At 44.9% G+C, this 25,449-nt stretch carries 41 protein-coding genes; 16 read left to right on the forward strand and 25 right to left on the reverse strand.

Translation table 11 applies throughout. From position 1 onward, the window contains the following. Positions 1-40 precede the first annotated feature (40 nt). The gene (locus AC6H0A_RS06865) at positions 41-355 is read left to right on the forward strand and encodes a hypothetical protein (protein ID WP_497512599.1); all 315 of its coding nucleotides are present in this window, start codon (positions 41-43) and stop codon (positions 353-355) included. Here the strand turns inward: AC6H0A_RS06865 and AC6H0A_RS06870 are convergent. The 25 genes from AC6H0A_RS06870 to AC6H0A_RS06990 form a co-directional block, all read right to left on the reverse strand. After that, positions 340-486 (reverse strand): GpE family phage tail protein, encoded by a 147-nt coding sequence (locus AC6H0A_RS06870; protein ID WP_005661658.1) that lies wholly within the window; start codon positions 484-486, stop codon positions 340-342. The two genes, AC6H0A_RS06865 and AC6H0A_RS06870, sit on opposite strands and share 16 nt — an antisense overlap. Next, positions 470-754 (reverse strand): phage tail assembly protein, encoded by a 285-nt coding sequence (locus tag AC6H0A_RS06875; protein WP_497512600.1) that lies wholly within the window; start codon positions 752-754, stop codon positions 470-472. Before AC6H0A_RS06875 ends, AC6H0A_RS06870 begins: the two co-directional genes overlap by 17 nt. Before the next feature lie 81 nt (positions 755-835). After that, complete coding sequence (locus tag AC6H0A_RS06880; protein WP_289902008.1) at positions 836-1,090, reverse strand: hypothetical protein; 255 nt, start codon at positions 1,088-1,090, stop codon at positions 836-838. 9 nt (positions 1,091-1,099) lie between these two features. After that, on the reverse strand, positions 1,100-1,666 hold the full coding sequence (locus AC6H0A_RS06885; RefSeq protein ID WP_289902009.1) for an antA/AntB antirepressor family protein: 567 nt from the start codon (positions 1,664-1,666) through the stop codon (positions 1,100-1,102). A 305-nt stretch (positions 1,667-1,971) separates the two neighbouring features. Next, positions 1,972-2,490, reverse strand: a complete 519-nt coding sequence (locus AC6H0A_RS06890; RefSeq protein ID WP_289902010.1) for a phage major tail tube protein — start codon at positions 2,488-2,490, stop codon at positions 1,972-1,974. 12 nt (positions 2,491-2,502) lie between these two features. Beyond that, the gene (locus AC6H0A_RS06895) at positions 2,503-3,888 is read right to left on the reverse strand and encodes a phage tail sheath family protein (protein WP_497512601.1); all 1,386 of its coding nucleotides are present in this window, start codon (positions 3,886-3,888) and stop codon (positions 2,503-2,505) included. 10 nt (positions 3,889-3,898) lie between these two features. Then, on the reverse strand, positions 3,899-4,366 hold the full coding sequence (locus tag AC6H0A_RS06900; protein ID WP_005661666.1) for a Gp37 family protein: 468 nt from the start codon (positions 4,364-4,366) through the stop codon (positions 3,899-3,901). 10 nt (positions 4,367-4,376) lie between these two features. Then, positions 4,377-4,811, reverse strand: a complete 435-nt coding sequence (locus AC6H0A_RS06905) for a gp436 family protein (RefSeq protein WP_046067739.1) — start codon at positions 4,809-4,811, stop codon at positions 4,377-4,379. Then, complete coding sequence (locus tag AC6H0A_RS06910; protein WP_005661667.1) at positions 4,811-5,071, reverse strand: DUF7210 family protein; 261 nt, start codon at positions 5,069-5,071, stop codon at positions 4,811-4,813. Before AC6H0A_RS06910 ends, AC6H0A_RS06905 begins: the two co-directional genes overlap by 1 nt. A gap of 74 nt (positions 5,072-5,145) precedes the next feature. Continuing rightward, positions 5,146-6,072 (reverse strand): major capsid protein, encoded by a 927-nt coding sequence (locus AC6H0A_RS06915; protein WP_458485272.1) that lies wholly within the window; start codon positions 6,070-6,072, stop codon positions 5,146-5,148. 11 nt (positions 6,073-6,083) lie between these two features. Beyond that, positions 6,084-7,196 (reverse strand): peptidase, encoded by a 1,113-nt coding sequence (locus AC6H0A_RS06920; RefSeq protein WP_289902013.1) that lies wholly within the window; start codon positions 7,194-7,196, stop codon positions 6,084-6,086. Positions 7,197-7,433: 237 nt separating this feature from the next. After that, on the reverse strand, positions 7,434-7,895 hold the full coding sequence (locus AC6H0A_RS06925; protein ID WP_289902014.1) for a phage virion morphogenesis protein: 462 nt from the start codon (positions 7,893-7,895) through the stop codon (positions 7,434-7,436). 113 nt (positions 7,896-8,008) lie between these two features. Continuing rightward, complete coding sequence (locus AC6H0A_RS06930; RefSeq protein ID WP_289902015.1) at positions 8,009-9,277, reverse strand: phage head morphogenesis protein; 1,269 nt, start codon at positions 9,275-9,277, stop codon at positions 8,009-8,011. A 13-nt stretch (positions 9,278-9,290) separates the two neighbouring features. Further along, positions 9,291-10,760: a DUF935 domain-containing protein gene (locus AC6H0A_RS06935; protein WP_289902016.1), complete on the reverse strand. Its 1,470-nt coding sequence runs from the start codon at positions 10,758-10,760 to the stop codon at positions 9,291-9,293. Between the two features lie 122 nt (positions 10,761-10,882). Next, the gene (locus AC6H0A_RS06940) at positions 10,883-12,379 is read right to left on the reverse strand and encodes a terminase large subunit domain-containing protein (RefSeq protein WP_497512602.1); all 1,497 of its coding nucleotides are present in this window, start codon (positions 12,377-12,379) and stop codon (positions 10,883-10,885) included. Then, on the reverse strand, positions 12,379-12,921 hold the full coding sequence (locus AC6H0A_RS06945) for a DUF3486 family protein (protein ID WP_497512603.1): 543 nt from the start codon (positions 12,919-12,921) through the stop codon (positions 12,379-12,381). The genes AC6H0A_RS06940 and AC6H0A_RS06945 overlap by 1 nt, the downstream gene beginning before the upstream one ends. A gap of 36 nt (positions 12,922-12,957) precedes the next feature. After that, positions 12,958-13,260, reverse strand: coding sequence for a hypothetical protein (locus AC6H0A_RS06950; protein ID WP_314740903.1), 303 nt, complete (start codon positions 13,258-13,260; stop codon positions 12,958-12,960). Further along, a complete protein-coding gene (locus AC6H0A_RS06955) occupies positions 13,257-13,565 on the reverse strand; it encodes a hypothetical protein (RefSeq protein WP_005661694.1) in 309 nt (102 codons plus the stop codon). Before AC6H0A_RS06955 ends, AC6H0A_RS06950 begins: the two co-directional genes overlap by 4 nt. Before the next feature lie 116 nt (positions 13,566-13,681). Next, complete coding sequence (locus AC6H0A_RS06960) at positions 13,682-13,939, reverse strand: DUF2681 domain-containing protein (RefSeq protein WP_497512604.1); 258 nt, start codon at positions 13,937-13,939, stop codon at positions 13,682-13,684. Continuing rightward, the gene (locus AC6H0A_RS06965; protein ID WP_005708259.1) at positions 13,936-14,160 is read right to left on the reverse strand and encodes a DUF2644 domain-containing protein; all 225 of its coding nucleotides are present in this window, start codon (positions 14,158-14,160) and stop codon (positions 13,936-13,938) included. The genes AC6H0A_RS06960 and AC6H0A_RS06965 overlap by 4 nt, the downstream gene beginning before the upstream one ends. A gap of 203 nt (positions 14,161-14,363) precedes the next feature. Continuing rightward, positions 14,364-14,909, reverse strand: coding sequence for an N-acetylmuramoyl-L-alanine amidase (locus AC6H0A_RS06970; RefSeq protein ID WP_497512605.1), 546 nt, complete (start codon positions 14,907-14,909; stop codon positions 14,364-14,366). A gap of 78 nt (positions 14,910-14,987) precedes the next feature. Next, positions 14,988-16,049, reverse strand: a complete 1,062-nt coding sequence (locus tag AC6H0A_RS06975) for a hypothetical protein (protein WP_497512606.1) — start codon at positions 16,047-16,049, stop codon at positions 14,988-14,990. Between the two features lie 21 nt (positions 16,050-16,070). After that, complete coding sequence (locus tag AC6H0A_RS06980) at positions 16,071-16,292, reverse strand: excalibur calcium-binding domain-containing protein (protein ID WP_497512607.1); 222 nt, start codon at positions 16,290-16,292, stop codon at positions 16,071-16,073. A gap of 10 nt (positions 16,293-16,302) precedes the next feature. Next, positions 16,303-17,109 (reverse strand): hypothetical protein, encoded by an 807-nt coding sequence (locus tag AC6H0A_RS06985; RefSeq protein WP_179230938.1) that lies wholly within the window; start codon positions 17,107-17,109, stop codon positions 16,303-16,305. Positions 17,110-17,141: 32 nt separating this feature from the next. Then, entirely contained in the window at positions 17,142-17,486 is a 345-nt protein-coding gene (locus tag AC6H0A_RS06990; RefSeq protein WP_179230939.1) for a helix-turn-helix domain-containing protein, read from the reverse strand. A 98-nt stretch (positions 17,487-17,584) separates the two neighbouring features. Between AC6H0A_RS06990 and AC6H0A_RS06995 the strand changes: the two genes are divergently transcribed. From AC6H0A_RS06995 to AC6H0A_RS07065, 15 genes are all read left to right on the forward strand, one after another. Beyond that, positions 17,585-17,779, forward strand: a complete 195-nt coding sequence (locus AC6H0A_RS06995; protein WP_179230940.1) for a DNA-binding protein — start codon at positions 17,585-17,587, stop codon at positions 17,777-17,779. 84 nt (positions 17,780-17,863) lie between these two features. Then, positions 17,864-18,016 carry a hypothetical protein gene (locus tag AC6H0A_RS07000; RefSeq protein WP_005708272.1) on the forward strand — a complete coding sequence of 51 codons (153 nt, stop codon included), beginning with the start codon at positions 17,864-17,866 and terminating at the stop codon, positions 18,014-18,016. Further along, the gene (locus AC6H0A_RS07005) at positions 18,013-18,312 is read left to right on the forward strand and encodes a helix-turn-helix domain-containing protein (protein WP_005661855.1); all 300 of its coding nucleotides are present in this window, start codon (positions 18,013-18,015) and stop codon (positions 18,310-18,312) included. Before AC6H0A_RS07000 ends, AC6H0A_RS07005 begins: the two co-directional genes overlap by 4 nt. A 9-nt stretch (positions 18,313-18,321) precedes the next feature. Further along, the gene (locus AC6H0A_RS07010) at positions 18,322-19,293 is read left to right on the forward strand and encodes a hypothetical protein (protein ID WP_179230941.1); all 972 of its coding nucleotides are present in this window, start codon (positions 18,322-18,324) and stop codon (positions 19,291-19,293) included. A 9-nt stretch (positions 19,294-19,302) separates the two neighbouring features. After that, positions 19,303-21,123: a TnsB C-terminal domain-containing protein gene (locus tag AC6H0A_RS07015; RefSeq protein WP_179230942.1), complete on the forward strand. Its 1,821-nt coding sequence runs from the start codon at positions 19,303-19,305 to the stop codon at positions 21,121-21,123. A 63-nt stretch (positions 21,124-21,186) separates the two neighbouring features. Beyond that, the gene (locus tag AC6H0A_RS07020; RefSeq protein ID WP_005640649.1) at positions 21,187-22,359 is read left to right on the forward strand and encodes an AAA family ATPase; all 1,173 of its coding nucleotides are present in this window, start codon (positions 21,187-21,189) and stop codon (positions 22,357-22,359) included. An 8-nt stretch (positions 22,360-22,367) separates the two neighbouring features. Continuing rightward, a complete protein-coding gene (locus tag AC6H0A_RS07025; RefSeq protein ID WP_005640647.1) occupies positions 22,368-22,571 on the forward strand; it encodes a hypothetical protein in 204 nt (67 codons plus the stop codon). Beyond that, complete coding sequence (locus AC6H0A_RS07030; protein ID WP_044232398.1) at positions 22,564-22,797, forward strand: hypothetical protein; 234 nt, start codon at positions 22,564-22,566, stop codon at positions 22,795-22,797. Before AC6H0A_RS07025 ends, AC6H0A_RS07030 begins: the two co-directional genes overlap by 8 nt. Next, complete coding sequence (locus AC6H0A_RS07035) at positions 22,790-23,311, forward strand: host-nuclease inhibitor Gam family protein (protein ID WP_005640644.1); 522 nt, start codon at positions 22,790-22,792, stop codon at positions 23,309-23,311. The genes AC6H0A_RS07030 and AC6H0A_RS07035 overlap by 8 nt, the downstream gene beginning before the upstream one ends. Then, entirely contained in the window at positions 23,311-23,532 is a 222-nt protein-coding gene (locus tag AC6H0A_RS07040; RefSeq protein ID WP_005640643.1) for an ANR family transcriptional regulator, read from the forward strand. The genes AC6H0A_RS07035 and AC6H0A_RS07040 overlap by 1 nt, the downstream gene beginning before the upstream one ends. Next, positions 23,529-23,687, forward strand: coding sequence for a hypothetical protein (locus AC6H0A_RS07045; protein WP_005640642.1), 159 nt, complete (start codon positions 23,529-23,531; stop codon positions 23,685-23,687). The genes AC6H0A_RS07040 and AC6H0A_RS07045 overlap by 4 nt, the downstream gene beginning before the upstream one ends. Positions 23,688-23,737: 50 nt before the next feature. Then, complete coding sequence (locus tag AC6H0A_RS07050; RefSeq protein WP_005640641.1) at positions 23,738-24,217, forward strand: HI_1489 N-terminal domain-containing protein; 480 nt, start codon at positions 23,738-23,740, stop codon at positions 24,215-24,217. After that, on the forward strand, positions 24,193-24,579 hold the full coding sequence (locus tag AC6H0A_RS07055; RefSeq protein ID WP_179230943.1) for a hypothetical protein: 387 nt from the start codon (positions 24,193-24,195) through the stop codon (positions 24,577-24,579). Before AC6H0A_RS07050 ends, AC6H0A_RS07055 begins: the two co-directional genes overlap by 25 nt. After that, entirely contained in the window at positions 24,576-24,962 is a 387-nt protein-coding gene (locus AC6H0A_RS07060; RefSeq protein WP_044232395.1) for a regulatory protein GemA, read from the forward strand. Before AC6H0A_RS07055 ends, AC6H0A_RS07060 begins: the two co-directional genes overlap by 4 nt. Before the next feature lie 3 nt (positions 24,963-24,965). After that, positions 24,966-25,340: a Mor transcription activator family protein gene (locus AC6H0A_RS07065; RefSeq protein WP_497512608.1), complete on the forward strand. Its 375-nt coding sequence runs from the start codon at positions 24,966-24,968 to the stop codon at positions 25,338-25,340. The last annotated feature ends 109 nt before the right edge of the window (positions 25,341-25,449 follow it).

The following is a 25,449-nucleotide window of genomic DNA, read 5'->3' on the forward strand; positions in this document are numbered from 1 at the left end:
GCTCACTATGTTAAATATACGAAAAATTCAGGAGGCATTTATGTTCGACTTATTCAAAGAAATCATAGAAGACTGGAAAGATTACGATATAGTAGAAAAAGCCTACTGGTCTGTGATAGGTTTATTGTTTTCTATCGGTTTTTTGGCGTTTTCTTGGTGGTATTGGGTAGGTATGTTTAATGCCACAGACAGCTTTTTTATTGCTTTTGGTGTGGGCTTTATTCTTTATCTTGTGTTAGGCACGATTATCGCTTTAGTAACTGCCCCTTTAATGACCTTGCTTTCTTTAAGTGCCGCTACAATCACAGGGGCAATTATTGGGCTGGTTAAATTTTACCGTCAAGCTCGTACATAACCCGCCTTAACCTGACGATTGGCTTGAAAAAGCCAATCGTCAAGTTCTTTTAGTGTCCAACCATCAATTTCTTCTGCTGAAAAACCAAACCACCAAACAATGTCGGCAATCGCATTATTCAGCGTCTCCATCTTCACTGCTTGCACCAAACAGAAATCGTTGAATTTGAACGTAATCTTTCCATTTGATTAAGTCCATATCTTCCAAGACTAAACCACAACATAAGGCAGCCACGATAATTTCACGGTCTTCTGCTGTTTTACCTTGTTGGCTTGCAATACGGAAATCTTTTACCAATGGTTCACGCACTTTTAACTCTTCGAGCATTGTGCCATCAGGTAATTGAACAGGGCTAGACAATTTAATGGTTGTGCGAACCGCATCGACTTTTTGAGACATAAAAAACTCCTTTGTGAGTATGTTGTTTAACTTTCACAAAGGAGTTTATAAAAGTGCGGTTGTTTTTACTTTTAAACTGATTTAAGGATTATTTTCCATTTCAATATCAAACAATGTTTGCTCAACTAGCTTGGCTTTATCAATCAATCTTAACACTTTCGCCTCTAAAATATCGGCAAGATTGCGTAAATCGTGCATGACTTCCGTTTTAGCAAATTGCACTTGTCGTTCATAGCCTGCTTCTTGCCAACGTAACAAGTTAGGTACAACCAATAAGCTGTGAATACTTTCGCAAAGCAAATCCACTTGAACTTGGAGTGTTTCTTGATGTGTCATATTGCCCCCTTATGCAAACAATACAAGCTGACGTGTGGTGTGTTGATTGCCATTTTTGCGTTCAAAAAAACCGAGTTTGAACATTTTGGCAAAGCGTGTGGTCACTTGGCTTTCGCTTAGATTCATCAACTTGGCAACTTCTGCAACGGTAAGCCCTGCATTGCGATAGCGAATAAGCTGTTTGGCTTCCGGGTTTTCTGCTAAATAGGTGCGTTTAACCTGCTCTTGCAACTGCAACGCCAGCTGTTTGGATTGCTTTTCCATATTGATGAAATAACGGCGAGCCTGTCTGCCCAGTTCGGAGCGTTCGAGCATACAGAGCTCTTTTGCCATATCGAGTGTGATGTGGTAGTCCTTGATCTCAATTTCGCGACTTCCAAGAAAGCCTCTCTCGACACGGTCAAATTTGACCGTCTCGATAAAATCAAGGTTCTCAGCGAAATTGTAGTCTTCGATGCGACGTTGGATCCATTTAGTAAATGCTGTAGAAATTTGTAAACGTTCGTGAAGTTCACGGGCATTAACAAGAAGGGTAGACTGGTTGGCAATAATGCCTTGAAAGGTAGTAATTGGCATACTGTAATTCCTCTGAATTGAGACCCTATTTTGAGTAGGGCGTTCGACGGCTCAAAACTGTACAGTAAACAGCGGAGTTATTTCCTTACGGTGTTGTATTCCTCGCACCGTCGAACATTGATAAAAAATTTTAAAAGACGCTCGGAAGCTCACAGGCTTGCTGGCGTTCAGATAAAAAAATAGCACGAATTACGCTGTGCTGGCGTACTGTAAAATGCTTTTTGAGAGCGAGAACAGAATAGCTCGCCCCCAAAAAGAAATCAAGCATTTTTGTAACTTTATTTCACTATGTGAAAAAGATTTTCTTACTGCCCAATATTCGTGCGGTATTTTTGCAATACATCTTGACCGTTTACGCGGTAAATGTTCGCAAGCACGTCCACAAAAAGGACTTCTTTACCTGCAAGGGTTTGCTTGATGGAATAAATTTGGAAGCTGTCGGAATGTTCCGTCGCTTCTTTGTTCTTCAAGCTACCGCCTGTAGTTTTGTTAAATGCCACGTTCATTGTGGTGACAAGTGATTCTTCCGCAGCCAAGCCTCGAGAATCAAATACCTGCACATTAGAACGTGCCATCAGTTGCACGTTTTTATAAGGATTATAGGCGTTTACTCGCACTTCAGGATAGAAACTATCCCAAATCACTTCGCCTTCCATTGCATTTAACCCTGCAGGCAGTTTAATTGTGCCGTGTAGCCCTAAGCCTTTGTGTTCGATAAATTCGAACTCGATGTCAGGCAATTTAAACTCTTTGGCTTTGCCCAAAAGCGAATTGCCGTTCATATACACATTGGCGTTCACAATCTGATGAATTGCGGTACTCATAATTTTCTCCTTCTAGCGTTGTGACACCAAGTTCACTAAGTATTTACGGGTCATTACCGATTTATTGCTGATAAGCTCGGCTGGCAATTTCGGCGTGTATTCATACATCAACGGCACGTGACCTTTGCTAAATTCATCCACCAAGTCGTAATCATGGTCAAGACTGACGCTATAACCCACGATAGACGGCAATGCACGCAAATAGGTGTCCACGGTTTCCAATAGGCTGTCAATCAACGCATCATCAATCGGGCGGTCGATAAATTGCAACTCAGTGCGGCGGATAGATTCATCAATCAAATCACCTGTGCGTAACGCCGTTTCAAAATTGATAATGTGCGTCACGGTTGGATAGTTTGACGAACGGTTACCCCATAAGCGGAAACCTGTGCCAAAGCTATTAAAAATCGTGGTAATGCCCACTGCATTGAGTAAGTTGGTTTCGGATTGTTCATCGTCCACGCGCGCGGTTAAAGGCACTTCCATACCGATTACACCTTGCAACTGACGGTTTGAAGTGGAGAACCAGTAGCCGTTGTCGGTATCGGTTTTCATCCGCAAGCCTGCCGCGTGCACCGCTAAACTTTCTAATGTGTTGCTTGAACCCAACGCATAGGGATAGAAATGGCGAACACGTTCAGAGCTTGCTGAAGCGTTTAACGTGCCAAGTGGACCACGCCCTTGAATCGCTTTAGAAAGCGATGTGCCTTTCGGCAATTGCACATAAGCCACTGCTTTTAACTGTTCGGCTAATGTTGAAAGAGCCGCTGCACAGCTTGCCGTTTTGTCAAACTCTGGGCAGATTAAAATTTTGGCATCCGCACCGTATAAATTGAAACCGTCACGCACCAATTCCAAGCCTTTGCGTTTGCCGGTAGCAGCGTCAATACCGCCTTTGATGTCCGCTTCGGTCACTTTTTCAGGATCAGCATAAGCGTAAGTCGCTTTTAACCCTTCGTGGCGTGTAGTAAAGGTAATTTCGCCTGTTTGCAAGTTTACGCTGTAATCAGTGCCTTCTTGCAAGGTTTGGCTAGATGATTGAATGCTAATGTTCAATAAGCCTGCTTTCGCTGTTTTTGCCATTAAGGTGGAGCTGTCTTGCGTTAAGACTTCGTCTGTAATGTCAGTTTTGTGTTTTTTCGGATCTAACACATTGACCACATACACCTTACCTGCAGCATAGCGTGCTAATACATCAAAGGCATCAGGCAGGGTAAAGCCTTGGTTTAAAATCACACCAAATTGAGCAAAATCTTTGGTGGTTTGGCACACGGTCAATTCATTGACTGTGCCGATAGGTGCAGTCCCTACGATGCCAATAATTGCACCGTCCACCGTTTCCACCGCAACAGAGCCACCTGCCACGCGTGTTGTTTTCGTTCCGTGATGAAACGCCATAATGTTCTCCTTATGGTTCTTTGCGGCGATAACGTGCCGCGGTAAATTTTGGTAAATTTTGCGGCTGGTGTACTTCCACCTGCCACGTTTCGGTTTGAATAATCAGTTGATATTGCCAAAGCCCATCGTCTTCACCTGCAAATTCTTCACTCACTAAGCTACAAGCGGTGCAATTTGTCGGGCGAAATCCCACAATCGCCAGCCTGAGTTGGTCGAGCATTTCCAACGCCCCTGAGTCATCGTGCTGACTGCGAGCAATTACGGTCAAAGCCACTAATACTTTGCGGCGTTGTTGGATAATGTCGGTGCTATCAAGGCTTTCAAATTTTGACCCTGCATACTGCACCAACACCGCACCATATTGATCGGTGAGGTTGTAGCGGTCTAAGTCATCGGGGAACAGTTCGATGCTGAAACTCGTGGTCTTCTGTTCGATATGATCTCTGATGCTTTGCAAAATCGGTAAAGTGGCACTCATAGATGCTCCCTTAATAGCCCGACAAATCCAATTTCTGTGGTGCGTGAGCTTTAAATTTCAACGCAGACGGCAAACTGTCATCGCCTTCCGCGCCGATTTCCGTTAAGCCCAAATGCAGTTTGCCACTGGCAATGCGCTCCAAATCTTTTAAGGCTTGGCTGTGGGTTTCTTTCACATTGTCGGGAAAGCCTTTGCCTTCAGGACGGCGTGAATACAACCAATAGCGAGCCAGTTGTAGGCAAATGTTACGTACAAGCGTTGGCACATCATTTAACGGTAGCAAATAACGTGAACGTAAATAGCCGTCCACCGTTTCGGTAGCGTATTCGCACGCCTTGTTTAATACGGCATAATCGACTTCCGTTGCTCTTGTGTTGTCATTAGAGAGTTGCACAAGCACCACTTCGCTCACCACTTCCGTTAAATCTTGTGCCTGAATGTACATTATTCTTTACCTTCGCCTTTGTTGTTTTTGTTTGCCTTTTCCGCTTCTTTGCGGGCTTTTTCTGCTGCCGCAAGACGAGCTTTTTCCGCCTCAGCTTCCGCCTGTTTGCGTTTTTCGTCTTCAGCTTCATCTAGCTTCACATAAAGCGAGATTTGGGCGTATTCTTCATCGGTTAATTCAATTTTTGCACCTTGTTCATAACGATTGCCGTTATGCAGAATGGCCATGGTGCCGATAACAACGTAAAGTTTTTTGTTCATTGGTTTCTCCTAGTGAAACGGTGTTACAAATCTTCCCTAACCCCTCTTTACTCAAGAGGGGGGATTTTTTGGGGTTATAGGCAACCTTTAATCAAATAACCAGCCGATGCACCGAGTAAGTGCGGTTTGTGAATATCGGTGGTGCGAATGACTTCAAGCTTGCCACCGTTTTCTTTGTAGGTGTCCACAAATAAGCCACCTTGACGGCGGACGGTGTAGCCGTAAGACGGTTCATACACCGTACCTTTGCGTTCGGTTGAACGTGGTGCAACGTAAGCAAGTACAATAGCGTCCGACCAGATGTCTTTAAGCTGATTGCTTTCTTCGTAAACGGCTTCGCCGATTTTCACGGTGTCGATACCAATCAATTTGGCGAACACTTCAGGCGTTACAATCGCCACCTGTGAGTATTTGAGTTTTTCAATCACCGCAGGGTGTTCTTTCAACGCCGCCCACACATCGCCTGCAATCACGCATACATTCGGCTTGCGACCAATCGCACGCTTCACGGCACGAATGCCGGTGTCGAACATCGCAAAAATGTCTGCTTGTTTGCTGGTGATTTTTGATGTACCGCTTAACGTGATTTTGTTGCCGCTGTCGTATTTGTTTTCGTCTAAGGCGAGCGTTGCTACTTCTTTTTCACGACCGAGTGCAATCACATCTTGGGTGGTGTTTAAGGCGAATTGACGGAGCGAGAAAATTGCTTCGTTTTCTTCGCGGTAGTCGATGGCGTATTCCACATCGTGCTCTTCCAACGCCACGTCGATTGCCGTGATGTCTTCAGGGTCTAAACGGTTTGAGGTGCCGCGTAAGTTACGTACCGTACTTGGTAAGCGGAATGCAAGGCGACCAAATTTCGGAATTTTGCCCGCTTCTTTGTCGATTTCGACGGTCGGCATTAACACTTCGCCGATGAGTTCTAAATTGTGATAGCCCTGTGCCAATTTGGTTAAAACAGGATCTTGCACACGGAGTGCTGCGAGATTGTGAGCAGTCATAAATTTCCCTTCTATTGATAAATTGCGTTAAAGGCGGCGGTGTAGCTCACGCCGTGTTCTTTGGCATACGCCATAATTTTTTGGTCGGCTTCAATGCTGGCTGGGTTTGTACCCTCAGCATATTCCACCGTGCCGTCTTGCGGAGTTGCCGCTTTGTCTTTGGTGGCGACTTCACCGAAGTTCACCACTTGTGGCTGAGCACCCAAAAAGGCTTTGAGTTTGCTGTGTAGGTTTTCGCCTTCGCCAAACTCAACCACACCGCCTTGCATTGTGGTGGAAGCATAGTTCAATAAATCTACCGCTTGCTGTTTAGCAATCGGGGCAAGTTTGCCCGCTTTGACTAAGCCTTCGGCAAAGTCGGCATTTTCGGCTTTGGCTTGGTTGAGCGCGGTTTCAGCTTTTTCGGCTTTCAATTTTTCGTTTTCTGCCTTGAGCTGTTCAATTTCTTCAGGTGTCATTTCAAGTTCTCCTTCGGTTGATTGAGCTGGGTCTGAAGTTAGGTTATTCGGTTCATTAAAATTCGGCACAGGAAAACCTGCTTCATCTTGTTGATACCGTTTCAAATCATTGCGGATAGATTCTTCTACCACGCTATTGACTAAATAATCAGGCAATGCTTTGTCGGCTTCATCTTGTCCGTGTTTGCCAATCAGCCATTCACGCAAACGTCGCCACAAACCTGCTTCCGCCCAGTCGGAAAAATCCACTACGCCTTGTTCGTTTTCGGCAAATTCAGGGTTACGCAAGCCTTTTACGGCGGGTGGCATTGCCCCTAAGAAACCGACGTGGCGTAAGTACAAACTGCCCGGGCAAGGATTGTTTGGGCTATCGGCAAGATAGAACGAAGACGACACTTTCTTAAATCGTCCTTTTTCCACCATTTCGGCAAATTCAGGATCCACTTGGTCGAACTCGGCTTTGAGTACATCACCGTCCAACTCAAGGCGTTTTACCCAGCCATAGGCAGGTGCATTGTGTTTTGGGTGTCCAACTACCGCGGGGGATTCGTGAAAGTTTACGTCGTAGGCATTGACGGCTTGTTGCAAATCATCGGTGGTAATTTCCACTTCTACGCCATTTGCGTCAGGTCGTTTGCCTGCTTTAAAAATTTCGATAAGGGTCATTCGGGTGTTCTCCTTGTGTTGGCAAACATCATAGAAAAAACGACCGCTTGTTACTTTTAAACTGGTTTAAGGAATGAAAATGGGAAAGAGAAAGTGAAAAGCGAGTGAATGGGGCGTTTTTGCGTGTTTATCGGTGTTTATAAACACGCTCAAGGTGATTTAGGCGATAATTTATCGAATGGGATTTAAAACGCCAAAATGGGCGTTTTAGGGCTTATTTTTGAAAATTGGACGATATTACAGATTTTGGTCGATTTGGCGTTGCAAAAGTGCGGTGGCTTTTCGCAGTAATTTTTGCTCGTCTTGCTGACTTACACCTAGCCACGGGCGTTTCGGAATCGTCACTTTTTTACCTCTGCCAGCCTTGCCACCGAATTGGTGCAAGCGGGCATATTTAGCGTCTGACCCAAACTCCACATTTTTGTCGTTGTAGTTGTAGGCGGTTCTGTCCGACAAATAACCGTCCTGCCGTAAGATTTTGGTAGACTTGCCTTTCTTCTGTTTGCGTGCCAGCGTTTTGGCAGACAGTGGTTGCCAGCCATTACCTTGCGGATCAACTTCCTGCTTAAAGCGTTCTGCGTGGATTTTCTTCAAGGTTTCGCCCAGCACGCCATAGAGCTTGCGTGGGTGTTGCAGTTGTTGGGCAATACTGTGGAGTTTTGCGGCTGCTTGGATGTCGTTGAGGGTGATTTTGATCATAACATTTGCCTTTTAAAAAAGAGTGGCGTATAGTCATTTTAACGGTGGGGGTTTCCTACTGGAAAGGTTGCGGTTCCGCCCGTATTATCCTGTTCGAATCAGGCAAACCACCGTTAGTCTAAACTCCCCCATAAAAGCTCATACGCATTTTTTAAATTTCTCCATTCTTTTGTCGGTTCAATTAAACTTGCTGTTCTCACTAAATTGATTTTGTGTGTCAGTTTTTTCTTGCTTAATTCGTCTTTGATTTTGACTTCATAATCCATTTTGATTGCCACTTTGCCTTGCTCAGTTTCATAAATAAAAAGCAAGGTCGGCAATTTCTGGTCGGTTTCCAGCAAAATGGCAGTCGGATTTCTTAACATCTCTGGCAACTGCTCCCAAAACTCAATCGGCAGGTTAATGCCTTTGGCTTGTTTGGTATCTCGCAAGGCGTGCAATACATCTTCATCACGCACGGCAATCACGGCAGATTGCGGAGCTTTTTCAAGTGCGGTCAATTTATCAATCACTTTGGCAGGAATTACGCCCACGTTTTTCATTTGTCCACGTGCCATTTTTTCGCTAGCAACGGTATCTACCATCGACTTCATCGCGCCGTTTAACATCATCACGGCACGCGGATTTTGTAACACGTTTTCAATCAGTAGGCTGGCAAGTTTTGGCTCGGCATTGACGAACTTATTGAACAACAACTGATCCACGTCCGCATTTCGCCCAGCAGTCAAGCGGTCAAAATTATGCGGTTGAAATCCTACATCATAGCCTTTCGGCACGCGTACCATTCTTGGATTGCCCGAACGTGTGCCGACTAGTTTTTCCTGCCATTCGATTTCAGGCGATGGGCTGACGGTTTTGCCCATCTCTTTCAAATCATCTTCATCGTGAGCGGTGACGGTGCAGTGGCAGCCGTAGGCTTTAATGGGGTAGTAATAACGCCAAAATGGATCGCTTGCGGGCAAAATCGTGCCGTCTAAATCAATATGCTCTTGACGTGGGTGAGCGTTGTCGTGGTGATGATATTCCCAATAAGGCATCACATCAGCAAGGTCTAAATGCTGCTGCAACCGTCCGCGATTGTAGGCAGCGTAAACGTTGGTGTCGTAAATAATACGAGTTCGCCAATTTCTGCCGCCGTTGTAATCCCAACCTGTGCGAGCGACAATTTCGTCAAACCGCTTGCGAAAACTCTCCAGCGTTTCGCCGTTGTTGATGGCTTCGTCCACTGCTTCACGAAAGGCAAGCAGCACTTCATTGCGGTTTGCTCCTGCGACCATAAAAAAGTAGTCGTGTTCTTCGCCCAATACGTCCAAATAGCTGTTGGTTGGTAGGTTGAGTTTTTTCTCGAAGTATTTGACTTGATTTTCAAAGGTGAATTTCATTGGTAAATCTCCCCTAGCCCCTCTTTACTAAAGAGGGGGACTTTGCACGCTCATCTTCTACAGATTGTCGCCCTGCAAATTGGGCAGCGGTTGAACCCCACGCCAGCAGTTCGCCATATTCGGCATAGCTGAGTTCTGGGATTAGGCTATCCAGCTGATTGCGGAAATCCTCAAGACTTTCGGCTTGCCCCAGTTGGTCGCGAATACTTTGCAACCAATGCTCAACGTGAGCTTCGCCTTCTACTTCCAACTGTTCGCCGATGGTCTCAATCACGCTTTTGGGGATTGGCTCGGCAAAATCCACCTTATCCGTCCCTTTCTTTTGTAAAGAGGGGTTAGGGGAGATTTCTTGCATCACAATATCGCCCTCTTCAAAACCATAAGCGCGGTGGATATATTGCTCGGTAAAGCCTACTCCCATTTCAGTTAAGAGCTTATCGCGTTCGGCTTGTAGTTTGTCGATACTTTCTTGCTCGAATAGCTCGAAGGTTGGGAAGGTGTCCACGCTGAAATTCAGCTCACAAATCCACGCCAGCAACTGATTGAACACGCCTTCCACAAGGCTGGCGTCGTCGTTGCGAATGTCTTTGGTGACTTCTAAGCCTGCGGTAGCAGACGCACGGTTAGCTTCCGCTTCAGTGGTCTGGTTTTGACCGAGTAACGCAATGGCGATTTCTGATTTGCAATAACGTAAGAAATCATCGAATACTTGTGAGCTTGCCCCTTTGCTTGCACTTTCTTTTAAATCAATGGAACTATCTTCAGGAATGGCAGCTACGGCGGTTCCCAACATTTTTTCCATACTATCCAAAAGTTCATCAATTTCGTGAATTTGGGCTTGGCGTGGGTGTTTACCGACCAGCCACGGGCTGCCATATTTTTCCATAAATTCCAACCAGAATTTAAAGCCTCCTTTCTTAAACGTTGCCGCCCAGAAACACATCGCCAAATCCGCCCGTCCGTAAGGGTTGAGAAAATCCGCTTGCTGGGTGGCGAGCAGAAATTTCTTTTCAGGCACAAGATCGCCGTTACGGTTGTCTTTGGTGCGTAACATCAACTGGTTTTCTTCATCGAAGACGAACCACTCTTGCGGTTTGCCTACGATTGCTGTTGGCAACAGTAAGCCGTTTTCGCTTTCCCACATTACTTCTAAGGCTTGATAGCCAAATAGCGTGGCATCTAAAATTTGGCTGATAATATGCGACATCGGCAAGCGGTCGAAAAGTGCGGTTAAAATCTCGTCCGTTTTTTCATTACCTGTCGGAGTAATTCGCCATTCCAGCCCTTTGATTGCCGCTTTGCGACGGCGAACACAGCCCCCGACGTGGCTGTCGGATAAAATTTCACGATAAGCCGAAATATCCTTGCCCATTTTTTTTAGCACAGGATCAGGGTTCGGCAGGTAGTGCATAAACGACCAATAGTCAATGGCGTTGGCACGGCTGGCGATGACGCGGATTAAATCTTGTTTTTTTGGTGTCATTGGCTTTCCTTATTTTTCATAATCCACAAAGGCGGCAAGCAATAAAAATACCCACCAAAACGGTTTGTCGTAAAAAATCAGCACCGCGGCAGAAATGGTTAAAGTTACAAATGCGATCATGGTTAATATCCTTGCGTTAATTTTCGGCTGGCTCTTGGTTTGCGACTGTGGGCTTTAACCGGCAACTGCACCAACTGACGACTAGCATAATGAGCAAGCAGTAAAGAAATTGCGGTGTCGCCGTGGCGTTTGTTTTTGCCGTCTGCACTTTTGGTTCGTTTATCGGGAATGCGTGGCACGCCTTTCACCACTTGGAACGAACGCAAATCGGCAAGAATATCGGCATCTTTGGGAATGCTGTCGAGTTCACCATCTTCAAGTGCGGCTTTAAATGGGGCGGTGTGTTCGCGATACCATTTTTCCGATAACTGCACGCAATCCACCAATGAGCCGAAGGAATCACGAGCAGCTTCAGCTAAATAGCCCCCATTCCCACGCGCATCAAAAGCTGCACCGGCGAAGCGTGGTAAATGCTTGAAAATAAACAGCACAATTTGTTCTTGTTGCTTGTAAGGCATATTGCCCAGCTCCACAATCAATCGAACGCTTTTGGTTAAGTTTTGCTGTTGTGCTAACACCACAAAGGACGTCATATCGCCACTGCGAGCAAAGTCTTCGCCTAAAAAATATAATTGCGTTTTATCTAAGGTTTGCAAAATCGGCTGAAGCGTAGTTTCACACCAATCCTGCATTTCCTGATAGCGTGTCGGTTCAGGCACAAGGCTAAAGCCATCTTTTGCCGTCATTCGGATTACGGGCGTGCTTTCGCTCATTTGGCGTTCAATCAACGCACGTGAGAGCCATAAGCCTGTACCGTTTTTCGGCACGCAATAGTATTCTTCTTCCGCATCTTCTTTGGTTGCTGTGTCATTGAGTAGGTTTTCTTTCCATTCCGCTTCTTTTTCGGCTGTCCATTCTTGCTTGCTGACTTGGCAAATACGTTGGTATAACCCTTCAGCACAGGCATCATCAAGGGTAATCGTATGCACTGAGTAGCGTTTTCTGCCTGCCCGACTGTCTAAGATCAGCTCATTGAAAAGGTTGTCTGCCCCGTTATGGGTGGAAATCAACCGCACTTTTGCTCCCCACATTGTCAGCGCAAGCGCGGCTTTCAATACTTCAGCAAGGTATTCGTGGAAGGCTGCTTCATCAATCACCACCACGCCTTGCATACCACGCAAGTTTTTCGGGTTGCTGGAAAGGGCTTTCACTTTGAAGCCTGATGCAAAATAGATCACATAAGTCAGAATGTCCTTATCTTCATCTTGCAACACTTCTTCTTGAATTTCGCCTGCTGCATAGTTAAACGCCCTTGCCCACATTGCCACCGCGTCAATAAATTCGCGTGCCATTTCCTTGTTTGACCCAATGTAGAACACATCAGAGCCCCCATCTTTTTTAGCAAGGCTGGCAATCAAGGCATCATCAGCGGCTTCTGCCCATGTCAAACCTGTTCGACGGGATTTTTCAGCGATTTTGAGCTGGGATTTATCGGCTATCCAACGCTTTTGGTAGCCCAACAGTAGCTCGTTTGGGTCAAAGGGAATGAGATCTTTCACTATGCAATACCTAAAATTTGCTGTTTGATTTTGTCTGCGGTTTCTGCCGACAAGCCAGCCTGAATTACGATTTTTTCCGTTTCTTCAGCGGCAAGTTCCGCACGCCGTTTCACATCAGCTTGATAGACTTTGAGCTTGGTGCTTGCTTGAATGAGTGATGCCACATTTTTGCCTGCAAAACTCAAGGCTTGGAATTTCTCCATCGGGGTCATCTCATCATCTTTGGCTTCTTCAATATCGACCAAGGCATCAAATAAAGACGACTGCAACATCCCCATCAAGGCTTCACTGCGTTTATCTTCCTTATCTTCTGCGCCCTCAGCGATAATACGTGCGGCTTCGGTACTATCTTTGATTGCCTTAAAGCGGCGTTCAATTTTTTGCCCATAGCGATGAATTGCCGACTTGCTGATTTGATAGCCTTTTTCACGCAGTAGGTTTTCCAGTTCCACATAGCCTGAAAAACCGTTCTCGGTTAAGGCGCGTTCCAGCCAGCGGCGGACATCTTCGGGCAATTTTTCGATACTTGAACGGGGAGCCATACTCTTTTTTCCTCTCTTGTTCGCTCAAGGCTGCCCTTACGCCCAATACTTTTCAGGGCGTGCAATCCCTGCTTGGCAGTCGATGGTGTATTCCACAATGTCCACGCCTAGGCGGTTGATGTCGGCAAACCATACGCCGTGTGGTTGTTTGTCGATTTCCACCAATTTGCGGTCGGCAAGGTATTCCAACTGCTGACGGACTTCGAGGGCGGTAACGTTTGGGTAAATGCCACGCATCACATCAAGTAAAAACTGTTCGCTGGTGGTGTAAGGCATTGCTTTGTGTAATACGTTGAGTAACTGCCAACGCATACCTTCGCGACGGGCTTTTTCCATCATTTTGCACTCTCCATTTTGTATAAATCACTAAGGGTTTTATGCAATGCATCCATTTTGGCTTCTAGCACCGTTTGCCCGCGAATGTAGTCATCACGCAGGACATAAACGAGCGGCAAGGACGACTGCATTTGATTGAATTGCTTTTCCAATTCTTCCACTTTGTCGTTTACTTTGAGCTGGTTTTGGTGGCGTTCGCTCAAACTGTTTTGGAACTGCGATACTAAAATCTTGGCAAAGCCAAAACAGCAACCTAAGAATGAAAGCAACAATCCGACCAAGTGCCAAAATTCCACGTTAATGGTCATCGTTCGTCTCCTTGCAAATCTCCCGATAGGTCGCGTTATGCACCGCAATTTGACGGAGCGTTTCGGTGGTATCTTGGCGACTGGCTTTGATTATGCCAAAGCCCGAACAGCTGGGGTTAATCACGGAGATCGCCTTGTTGTTGCAGGCGGTCAATAAGCCCATTGCGATCAGAAGTGCGGTTGTTTTCTTCATTCTTTTTTCTCGTTTCAAAATGTTTGACTTGGGTTTGCGCTACCGCTTTTTCTTGTTGCAGTTGCTCGTTTTGCTTAAACAAGCGGTCGATTTCCTGTTGAGCTTTGCGAATTTTGTAACAGGCAATCGCACCGCTGACCAAAACCACCGAAACCCCACCTAAAATTAAGTAAGCCATCATTCTTCTCGCCCCCGATTATTTAACGCATTGGCAAAGCCTTTGGTTGCTACGCCACCTCCGCAAAATAGGGCGAAGGTAGTAAAGAGTTCGCCTACATAAGCGCGGTCAAGCCAGACGGCATATACCAAAATGCCAGCCATCAATAACGCCCCAAAAAATTGGATAAAGGCGGTGGTAGAAAGGCGACCGTTGTCATTGGTAATCAATTCTTTGAGCGCCATTAGTAACTCCAGCGTAAGTAGAACCATTGGGCAACCGTGCGACCTTTATTGATTGCACGGCTAATTTTGGCGTTATTGCTTAGTTTTTTCATTTTGTTCTCCGTATTCTTCAAATCTCCCCCCAGCCTCTCTTTTCTAAAGAGGAGGGCTATTTTTTTCCGTTTTACTATTCCCCTCTTTTGTAAAGAGGGGGTAGGGGAGATTTATTTAAATAAATGCTCAACATTCACGACTTCTTCGGAATCTAGCCAACTCCACACATCAAAGCACGGGCAGTCTTTAATCCATTCGTTTGGCGTGATTGTGCCGTCACCGTTTAGGTCTGGGCTTAAATCACGATGTCCACAAATGCGAGCACTGGGATATTTGGCTTCAAGCTCACGCAGTAAACGGTGTAGGGATTTCCATTGAGCTTCGGTATATTCACCGTGATTGCGTTTGTCTTTGGTAATACCGCCGACCAAGCAGATGCCAAGGCTGTTTAGATTATGCCCCTTAACGTGTGCGCCTGTTTCACCTTCTTTGCGACCTGTTTCGACTGTGCCATCGGTGTCAATCACGAAGTGATAGCCAATATGTTGTAGATGAGGGTTAAAGGCTTTGTAATTGCCAGCCAAGCGTTGAAAGCCACGCTGTTTGTGCCATTCGTTGATGCACTGTGCGGCGGTTTGATTGGTGATGCGAAGTTGCTTGCCGTTTTGGGTGGCAGAGCAGTGAATGACGATTTTGGTGATGGGTGAGGTGTGCATAAAAAAAACTCCAGTTACAAAGGATTACTTGATAACTGGAGTTTACTTAATGCTTGCGGGAACTGATTTTAAACTGGTTTAATGATTATTTTGCTTTTGATGTAACACAGCTTTAATAATTACAGCATCGCTAATTGAACCATCTTTGACTTTTTGTTTAGCATTGATAGTTAATTCAACAGGACGTTTTTCAAACGTACCATTTTGAATAGCTTGTTTATATTCTTCTTCAAAGGTTCCTTCTTGTACTTCAGCAATAAGCTCCTGACCACTTGATTCATTACGGATTTTCACTTTAAAGCCACTTTCTAGCTCTGTATTTACGTTAATAATCCGATACATTCCATCTAAACGAATTTCATTAAATTGTCTAGCAGGTGGCATTCTTGGTTTTGTACCTAATTTTTTTGCTTCCTCACCGGTTACAGTAATCCCTTGAATTTCAATTTTATCCGCATCACTAACTTGTTTAAAAAACTCTCTTTGGGTTTCTCTAGCTTCAATAGCAATTTCTTCTAGTTCAGGCTTTTGTTGAATAAGTGATTGCATAAACTCTCTATTAGCTTTTTGCTCAGCTAATAGTTTATCGGTCATTCTTTCTAAATGCTCTTCACTTTCTTTTTTTGAGTTAGCCATCAGTTCCGCAGCTTGAGCTTCTTTTTTAGAGTCGAGATAGAACTGATAACAATCTCGACCCAAATAACATAGAAGGCCAAAAATAATTGCAACTAAAAGATGTTCGCTATTCATATTTTGCAATAGATTATTGAGCGTTTCATTGATGTCAAGATTATCAAAAAAATCAGATGATCCTTGACTTACCTTAATTACAAGCTCTAATGATTTTTTCTCTTTGTCAGTTAAACGATGTTTACTATCTGCGTAAACAGCCAACGCATAAGCTTTGTATAGACCATCTTGAAGCTTTAAAAAAGCCTTCATTATAGATGGCGTAATTGTTGATTGATATTTCTTACCAGTTAATTTTACTTGAACATTGGGCCAGCCTTCAAATTGAATATGAAGTTTTGAAACATCATCTCCTAACTCTTTCTCATAAATCTTACGAAGAAAATCATAAGCATCTTGCTCGTTACGGATAACAATGTTTAATTTATCGTTTTGTTGTTCAGTTGTCATCTTAATTCCTCAGTTCCTCAATTATTTCTTTTTCTTCCCACCACAAATACTTTCACAAGGTACGCCGTCGTTGTCGCGGTCTAGGCTGTCGCGACCGCATTGAGTGAGATAGAAACGGGCTTCTTCGCAGCTATCCATCTCTTTACAGATGCGTTTGCCTTCGCATTGGAATTGTTCTTTGGCAAATACGGCAGCCGCTACGCCTAGTAGGGCGAAAGCGACGTATTTTAGGGATTTTTTCATATTAATGTCCTTAGTCTGAAAAGCCAGCTGTCATCATTACGCCAGTATAAGAACTTACACTTACAGAATATTTTTTACCGTTGAAGATGAAGTCATCTTTCTGATCTTGTTTGGTTTCACCGTAGGCTGTCATTGTTTTCATTAGCGCATCCATTATACGTTTGCCGACCGTTTTAATTTGTCCTTTACCTTCAAAAGCTGAAAGCACTGCGGCATCAGAGAAAAGCATTACCATATTTTCATCGCCACCTTCTGATTTCGGTGTAAGGATAGTGATCATACTCATTACTTTTTGAGTCTTCTTATCAATCGTCATTACAACAGCAAATTCTTTTGAAAATTGATAACTGGTAGTATCATTTACCGCTCCTTTTTCTACTTTTAATTTTTTCGGCATTTTGTAAGGAGATCCAATTTCAGATAAAGCAGAATTGATACGTTGTGCAAGTTGATTGGCGTTAATGTCTAAAGTTTGGTTCACTTTTTCTTCGACAGCAGGTTCTTTAGTTACTTTTTCAACTTGCTCTTCTGCTTTTTGCGCGTCCACTACGGCAGGTGTTTGAGCCGCTTTTTGTTCTTCTTCAGCTTTAGGCTCTTCTTTTGGTATTTCCACTGGTGTAGTAGCTTCGGTTTTAGCCTCGGTCGTCGCAGTTTCAGGTTTTGGCGCAATAATCACAACGCTAATCAAAAGCCCTAATACCCCAACAACAAAGCCTGTTAGATGACGAATAAACGCCCCTCTTCCCTTACTTTTGAACTGTTTTGCAACGGCATACCAAAGCACAGCAAATACAATGAATGGAACAAAATTGATCATAATAGTTTCCTTATTGTTAGATTAAAAACCCTTTACGCTACTTTACGAGCCGTAAGTGCTGCCGCTTCCGCCAGAGCACTTGCGGTTTTTTCTATGGCTTCTTTACCTTGCTCATTACTTTCGCGGTAGTCTTCAAGTAAGGCGGTTTCTGCTTCTGTTAAAGGCACAGAACGTACCCCAGAAAATAAAAATCCTATATCAACACCAATTTCAGATAATGAGAACAAAACTTCACTTCCTGCCAAAGCCACACCGCGTTCATATTTTCCCCACATCTCACGAGAAACGTTGCATTTACCGGCGATCTCAGCTTGTGTAAGACCTAAGCGAGTGCGTTCACTTTTTAAGCGAACAGAAAAAAGAGAACTATTATTCACAAACACCTCTTGACTTTGAGAACTTTAGTTCTCATAATATAGTTAAAAGATTGGTTAAAGATTTAACCAATTATATAGCAAGAAGGAGTGCAAAACCAATGAAAGAAAATGTGAAAACGCCAAGCGAAGTCAAGGCGATGTTTCGGGCAAAAGGCGAAACTTTTGCTCAGTGGGCAAAGGACAACGGGTATGACCCGACCCACGTTTCTCGGGTGCTGAATGGCACAATTAAAGCGAGCTACGGCAAATCCCACGAAATCGCCGTGAAACTCGGCTTAAAAGCGGCGGCTTAATCACGCAACCTGCTCTTTAACAATTTGGAAAAAACAGCGAAAAATCTAACCGCTCTTTATTTTAGAAAACAATAGGAGAACAAGATGAAACTGTTAAACAGACTAATGAGTTACCTACTCAGAAAACAAGGTTACAAAGTAATTGACCCAATTACCCAAATTGATTTATCCACGCCAGCGTTTATGCGTGATCCGAATGCGGTGGCACGGTTGAAAGAGAAAGGATTTTTACAATGAAAGAGAAAATTAATGGCACGCAGCGTGCATTGCGGATTTTGAAAGCCCTGAAAGGGCGAACGATGGACGGCTTAAGCAATAAGGATTTGTGCGAAGCGATTGATGAAACGCCGGTGAATATCACTCGTGCCACAGCGATTTTAGAAAGCGAAGGCTTTTTGCGCAAATTGCCCACCGGCAACTGGACGCTCAGTTTTGCCCTGCTCAACTTAGCAGTGTGTTATGAGCAGGATATGCAGGCAGTGAATGAACGATTTAATGAAATGCGCCACCGTGTGGCAACAGGCGGTTTTTAGGAGTAAGCGATGACAGATTTAAAACTAAGCGAACAACAAGATGCAATGATATTAGCAAGCCAAGCAATGACACAGGATTTGGCGGAAGCTCATGAAGCAATGGGAATGTTGAAAGCCTTCAGTTTTGTGGAAAAACTGCTAACGGTTAGCAGTTTGAAAGTATTGAATGAAATTAAGAACTCTAAGAAATACAAGGGTTTGAGCTATGTTGATAGCACAGGAAAAGTGCTAACGGTTAGCAGTTGGGAAGATTACTGCACAGCTTGTGGATTTAGTCGTCAGAAGATTGACCTTGATTTGCAAAATTTGTCCGTTCTCGGCGAAGACTTCCTAGAAACCAGCCAACGCCTCGGCTTAGGCTACCGCGAAATGCGAAAACTTCGCCAACTGCCCGAAGAAGCACGAGCGGAAATTGTGGACGCGGATTATTCAGACACCACTGATAAGGAAGAGTTGATTGAGAAAATCGAAGATTTAACCGCCCAACACGCGAAAGAGAAAGAAGCCTTGCAAGCCCAACTCAAACGCAAGTCGGACGATTATGAAGCGCAGGCGAAAGTGCTTGCCACCAAAAATGAGCGGATTAACCACTTAGATTTAGAGCTGGCAAAGAAAACCAAGGCGATTGAAACCCAAACTCCTGAACAACGCGGTGGCGTATTACGCGAAGAAGCCGCTGCGATTTCTTACAAAGCCGAAGCGGTGCTACGAGGGCAAGTTTTCCAAGCCTTTGAAGCCTTAACCGCTCACACGGAAGCCACAGGCATTGACCACAAGCAGTTTATGAGTGGCGTACTTGCCGAGTATCAGTTGATTTTGTCGGAGCTTAAATTCCACTTTCAGCTTGATGATGTGCCAAGTGGCTCGAATGTGCCTGAATGGGCAAGACCTGATTCAGAATGGGCAGATAAATCTGAAGAGATAGATCCTGCGTTAGCCGCGATGTTAGATAACGCGGTTGAAGCAGACATTGTGGAGTAAGGAAATGCAATGGCAATTTTACCGAGCGTTCTCGCCCAATATGCCGAACGTGTGGAGAAAGCAGGCTTTGGCGAGAAGGAGAAAATTATTGAAGAAGGGCGCAACAAAACGGGCTTAAGCCGTGCAACCTTTCTGAAACAAATCAAACCGTTTCGACCGGCAAGCGGTCGTAAAGTGCGGTCGGATAAAGGCAAGCATCAACTTGAATTTAAAGAGTTGCAAACGATTAGCTCGGCTTGGTTACATATCCGCCGTAATAACGGCAAAACAATGATGACCTTGGAGCGCATTATGAAGATTTTGAGAACCAACGGCAAAATCAAGGCGGAATTTACCGATGAGAATACGGGAGAAATTCGCCCTTATTCGACAAGTTCGGTAGAGCGTGCCTTGCGCAACGCCAATTTGCACCCCGACCAACTATTGCGCCCCGCACCGGTGGTGCAGCTACGAAGCCAACACCCGAACCACGTATGGCAAATTGACCCGTCGCTTTGTGTGTTGTATTACCTAAAAGAAACGGGCAAGAGCAACAGTTTGTGCGTGATGGAAGCGGAACAGTTTTATAAGAACAAACTGGCAAATGTGGCGAAAGTGGAACCGCAACGAGTGTGGCGGTATGTGATCACCGACCACGCGAGTGGCGTGATTTATGTGGAATATGTGTATGGTGGCGAGACAGCGGAAAATGTCAGCCAATGCTTTATCAACGCTATTCAACCGAAAGCCAATAAATCAGAGCCGTTTTTTGGTGTGCCAAAGATTTTGATGTTTGACCGTGGTACAGCTAATACTTCGCAAATGTTCACGCACTTACTGAACCAGTTGGACGTAAAAATTGAAGTGCCGAAAGCCCATAACGCCCGAGCCAAAGGGCAAGTGGAAAAAGGCAATGATATTGTGGAGCGCCAGTTTGAAAGCGGTTTGCGGTTTATGAATGTGAGCGGGCTTGATGAGTTAAATCAACTTGCCCACCAATGGATGCGCTATTTCAACAGCACAGAAATACATTCACGCCATCATAAAACACGCTATCAAGTATGGCAAACCATCAAGTCTGATGAATTACTTTTCCCACCGAGCCGTGAGATTTGCCAAGAGCTGATGATTACCGCGCTCACAGAACGTTTAGTGACCGATAAGTTGGAAATCAGCTTTGAAAATCGCCGATATGATGTGCGTGATGTACCTGATGTGAAAATTGGCGAGAAAATCACGGTGGGCAAAAATCCGTACCGCCCTGAATGTGTGCAAGTGCAGTGCTTTGAGCAGATTTTTGCTGATGATGGCACGATGAGTTTAAAACCTTACTGGGTAGTGCTGGAGCCGATTGAAGTGAATGAACTAGGCTTCCGTGTAGATGCTGCAATCATTGGCGAAGAATACAAGGCCCACCGCAAAACGGCGTTTGAAGCAAATAAGGAACAGGCGGAGCAACTGGCTTATGGCGTAGAAACCGAAGACGAGTTGAAGCGAGCCAAGAAAGCCAACGCACCGTTATTCAACGGCGAAATCAACCCTTACAAACACATCGAAGAGAGCAAGCTAACGTGGTTCTTACCGAACAAAGGACAAGAACACGAACTGACCACCAACGCACGCCGTGTTGAGCAAAAACCGATGTCGGCGGTGGAGTTTGCCAAAAACGGCAAAGCACGCTGGGGCGAGTTGTGGACGGGCGAATGCTATCAATGGATTACCGGCAAATATCCGCAAGGTGTACCGCAGGTGGAAGCTGAACGGTTGCTGGGCTTGGGCTTTGATGAGTTCAAGGCGGAGTTTATGGCGCCAGAGCCGATACGCTCACACTTGAAACTATTAGCGGCGTGATTGCCCCAAAATCTCCCCTAACCCCTCTTTACAAAAGAGGGGAAATTATTGAAGGAGCATTTTATGCTGAAACTAAAACAGGTGCTGATTGATAAGGGCGTGAGCTTAAGGCAGTTAGCACAGATGATGAATGTGTCGCCTGCGACCATTTCTCAGTTGATAAACCATAATCAACGGGTGCGGGAGTGGACGACATTTGAGAAGAGTTTAATAGTGTCTTTGCAAAAAATTGGGATAAACCAACCGCTTGCAACGCTATTAGAAAAGGAAGCGACAGGGGAAAGTTTGGCGACCGAGCCTGCCGCTTCCGCCCTTAAAACCAAACGAGAAATTAAGGACGAGATTATGTTACTCGCAAAACAGGCTTTATTTCCAGCCACTAAGAAACATTTTTTATTACCGATTGACCCTTTTTCCGTCGATATTCGCTCGGCTGATGAAGTTTTCGCCACCAGCGACATTCGTTATGTACGGGAGTCGCTTTATCAAACCGCTAAGCACGGTGGCTTTATGGCGGTGGTGGGAGAATCAGGTGCGGGCAAATCGACCCTGCGCCGTGATTTGATTGACCGTATTCGTGCCGAAAACGCCCCGATTGCGGTGATTGAGCCGTATATCATCGCGATGGAAGACAACGACATCAAGGGCAAAACGCTGAAAGCAGCCCATATTGCCGAAGCGATTATTTCCACCCTTGCCCCATTGCAAAGCGTGAAGCGTTCGCCTGAAGCCCGTTTCCGCCAGTTGCACCAAGTGTTGAAAGAAAGCTGTAAATCGGGCTATTCGAACGTGCTCATCATCGAAGAAGCGCACTCCTTGCCAATTCCGACGCTTAAACACTTGAAACGCTTTTTTGAGTTGGAGGACGGCTTTAAAAAGCTGATTTCGATTGTGTTGATTGGTCAGCCTGAGTTGAAGCTGAAACTTTCCGAACGCAATACCGAAGTCCGCGAAGTGGTACAACGCTGTGAAGTGGTGGAACTCGCACCCCTTGATGCAGAGTTGGAAAACTATGTGGCATTCCGCTTGGCGAAAGTCGGCAAAAAACTCAGCGATATTTTTGAAGAAGACGCGTTTTTAGCGGTGCGACAACGCTTAACGGCGGTGGGCAGAAACAAAACTACCACTAGTTTGCTTTATCCGCTCGCAGTAAACAACTTGCTCACGGCAGCGATGAACTTGGCAGAAAGTTTAGGTGTGCCGAAAGTGAACGGCGATGTAGTGATGCAGGTTTAGGGGGCGATATGAGAAAAACAACCTTAATTTTAACCGCATTTTTGTTGGCTGGCTGTGATGACGGAATGATACAAAAGCAAACGTGGGCGTATGCCGAACTTTGTATCAGCGGTGTAGTTTACCTCCGCTCGCCCAACGGCAGCCTAACCCCCAAAATTAACGCGGATTTTTATCCTTATACTTGCCAAAAAGGAGTAACAAACAATGGCTAAAATGAAACCTATTACTCGTAAAGATCCTGAAAATTTCCTGATTTGCTGTAAAGCCTTAGCAAAAGCGCTCGTAGATGACCGAGATGGGATTACACAGGCGTTATTTGGCGGTATCACACATTTTAATGGTTCAGTAAATGGCAATGAAACGATACTGGAAGCCGTGTTAGGCAAGAAATGCGGAAAAATCAAACTCACAATCAGTAAGGAACTAAAAAATGGCTAAACGTGCAACAAGAGTAAAAAGCGAAGTACAAGAAATTGCCTTGCAAACCCAAGATGAAGTGGCGTTGGCGATTAAACAAATTGGTGATTTGGAGCGTGAGCAGGTGCGATTGACCACCCAGCAAGCAGATGAGAAAGCAGCGGTTGATGAAAAATACACGGCACAATTGAGCTCGCTGAAAGAACAAGTGAAGCCGTTACAAAAGGCGGTGCAAGCGTTTTGTGAAAGTCGTCGTTTAGAACTCACTAACGGCGGCAAACAGAAGACGGCTTACTTTACCACCGGCGAAGTACAATGGCGTGCCAAACCGCCGAAGGTGGGGATTAGTTCGATGGCGAAAGTGATTGAAAATATCAAGAACTTGGGGCTGTTTCAGTTCTTACGCGTGAAAGAAGAAGTGAACAAAGAAGCCTTGCTTGCTGACCCGAATAACGCCAAGGCGATTGCAGGTGTGAGTATTCGGGAAAATGAAGAAGAATTTGTCATCAAACCGAATGATGAGGAGGTGCGCTAATGGGGCGAAGACCGAAAATCGACCGCAATGTTCTAGAAGAAGTCTATCGCGAAACAACGGAAACCGCAGCAGCAATGGAACGTTCGGGCAATTATGCCCGAGCTAGTGAATTGTGGGGAGAAGCAGCAAAGCAAGCGGTAACACTCAAACAACGTGAGTGGTGCAACACGCGCAAAACCTACTGCAAAACATGGCAAGGTAAACGGGAGAAAAGACAATGATTTCCACACTAGAAGCCTTAAAAATGCAACTTCGCCAAGCGATTATTCAGCTGGAACAGGCTGAAAAATCACTGGATAAAGAACAAATGGAATACGCCAAAGTGTATGTAAGTAATGCGAAGGGGATTTTGATGAAACTCGGCATTATTTTTTAAGATAAACCAAACCGCCTTCGGGCGGTTTTCTTGTATTAGGAGAGCCGAAAATGAAAGTGAAATGTAGTGCGTGTGGAGCGTTGCATTCGTTGGACGCGTTGATTGCCAACAAAGCAGCAAGTGATGCCTTAAATGCGGCATTGTTGGTGAGTGGTGAGTTAGGCGAAGCCTTAATTCGTTATTTGGGACTGTTTCGTCCTGCGAAAAGTTCGCTCACGTTCGACCGTGTGGCAACCTTGCTGGGCGAACTCACACCGATGATACAGGCTAAGATTATCAAACGTGATGGGCGTGAGTTTCCTGCACCGCCTGAGGCGTGGATTTATGCCATTAACCAAATGATGGCGAACCGTGTCAATTTTACCCTGCCTATGAAGTCACACGGTTATTTGTTGGAAATTATTGCAGGCTACAAGCCTATCGGCACAGCGGTGGCTGTGCAAAATCCTGAGCAAAATCGACCGCTTGCAAGCAATAAAATGAACGCAATTAAAGGAGCGTTGGAATGGGGCAAAACAATCAATGGCTAAAACCTGTGCTAGCTCAAGGCGTGGCAATGTTATTGCTGTTACGTCTAAAAAATTCGCCAACGGAAGATGTGATACAGCCAACACTGGAGGCGTGGTATCGGGTGATCACTTATAAAAAGTCGTGGGATATGGAGTTGGATAAGGTGCGGTTTGAGACGGCATTTATGACACTTGGGCAGACTTGTGATTGGTTCCCTACACCAAAACAACTGCTAGAAGCCTTGCCACAGCGTGAATATCCTGAGCTTCCGCCACCACCGCCAAAAAGTGTAGAAGAAATGGCACTGGAAATGGCACTGGAAAAGGCACAAGCGGAAAGTAATTTACAAAGATTGAAAGCAATTTTAAGGGGTAAACGATGAGAAAACGATTATTGCAGCTGGTGCATATTGGGAAAAGTCAGTTGGGAATGGACGATGAGACGTATCGAAGTCTATTATCTCAACAATTCTACCAAAATTCTGCGAAAAATATAAGCTATTCAGAGCTAGTGAAACTGGTCAAAATATTGCAACAAAAAGGTGCAAAAATTCGCTTACCGCATGATGTTTCACACCTTTCTGCCGTTCAGCGGAAATTGTGGGCAGTATGGAAAGTAGTAGCTGAGGAAAGCAGTTCGGCAGCATTGAATGCGTTTGTTGCTCGATATTATGCGGACGTTGCAGACTGGCGTGAGCTGGATAGTGAGCAAACGGCATCTATTATTGAGCAGTTAAAACAGTGGAAAAAACGAGTAGGTAAATGATGAATGAAGCCAAATATTGACAATAATGACTTTCAAACCAAAGCCCCTGATTTATTGGCAGATTTGGCGAAATATACGGTAATGGCGGTGCGTGAATGTTACCCCGAAATGGATGCGGAAACCGCGGAAAATATCGGTATGATTGTAGCATTGAAGACAGGCTACAACTGGGGCGGTTTGAATGTGTATGTGCCGAAATCAATGTTGCTTTTCGCCTGTGAGCGTGAAAAGCAAATTTTCAACGAGTTCACGGGCAATAATCACGCCTACCTTGCTAAGAAGTATGGTTTATCTTTGCAATGGATCTACAAAATCGTCAAACGCGTGCAGAAAGAAGAAATTGCCAAGCGACAGTTCGATATGTTTGTCCAATCCTAAAAAACAAACCCAGTGACCGTAAAAAGTCGCTGGGTTTTCTTTTTCTCTATGTGTAACTCTATTTCATTTCGCCTTTCTCATTTCTTCCCACTTCATCCAAATTTTTCCC

Source organism: Haemophilus sp. THUN1692, assembly GCF_059704395.1.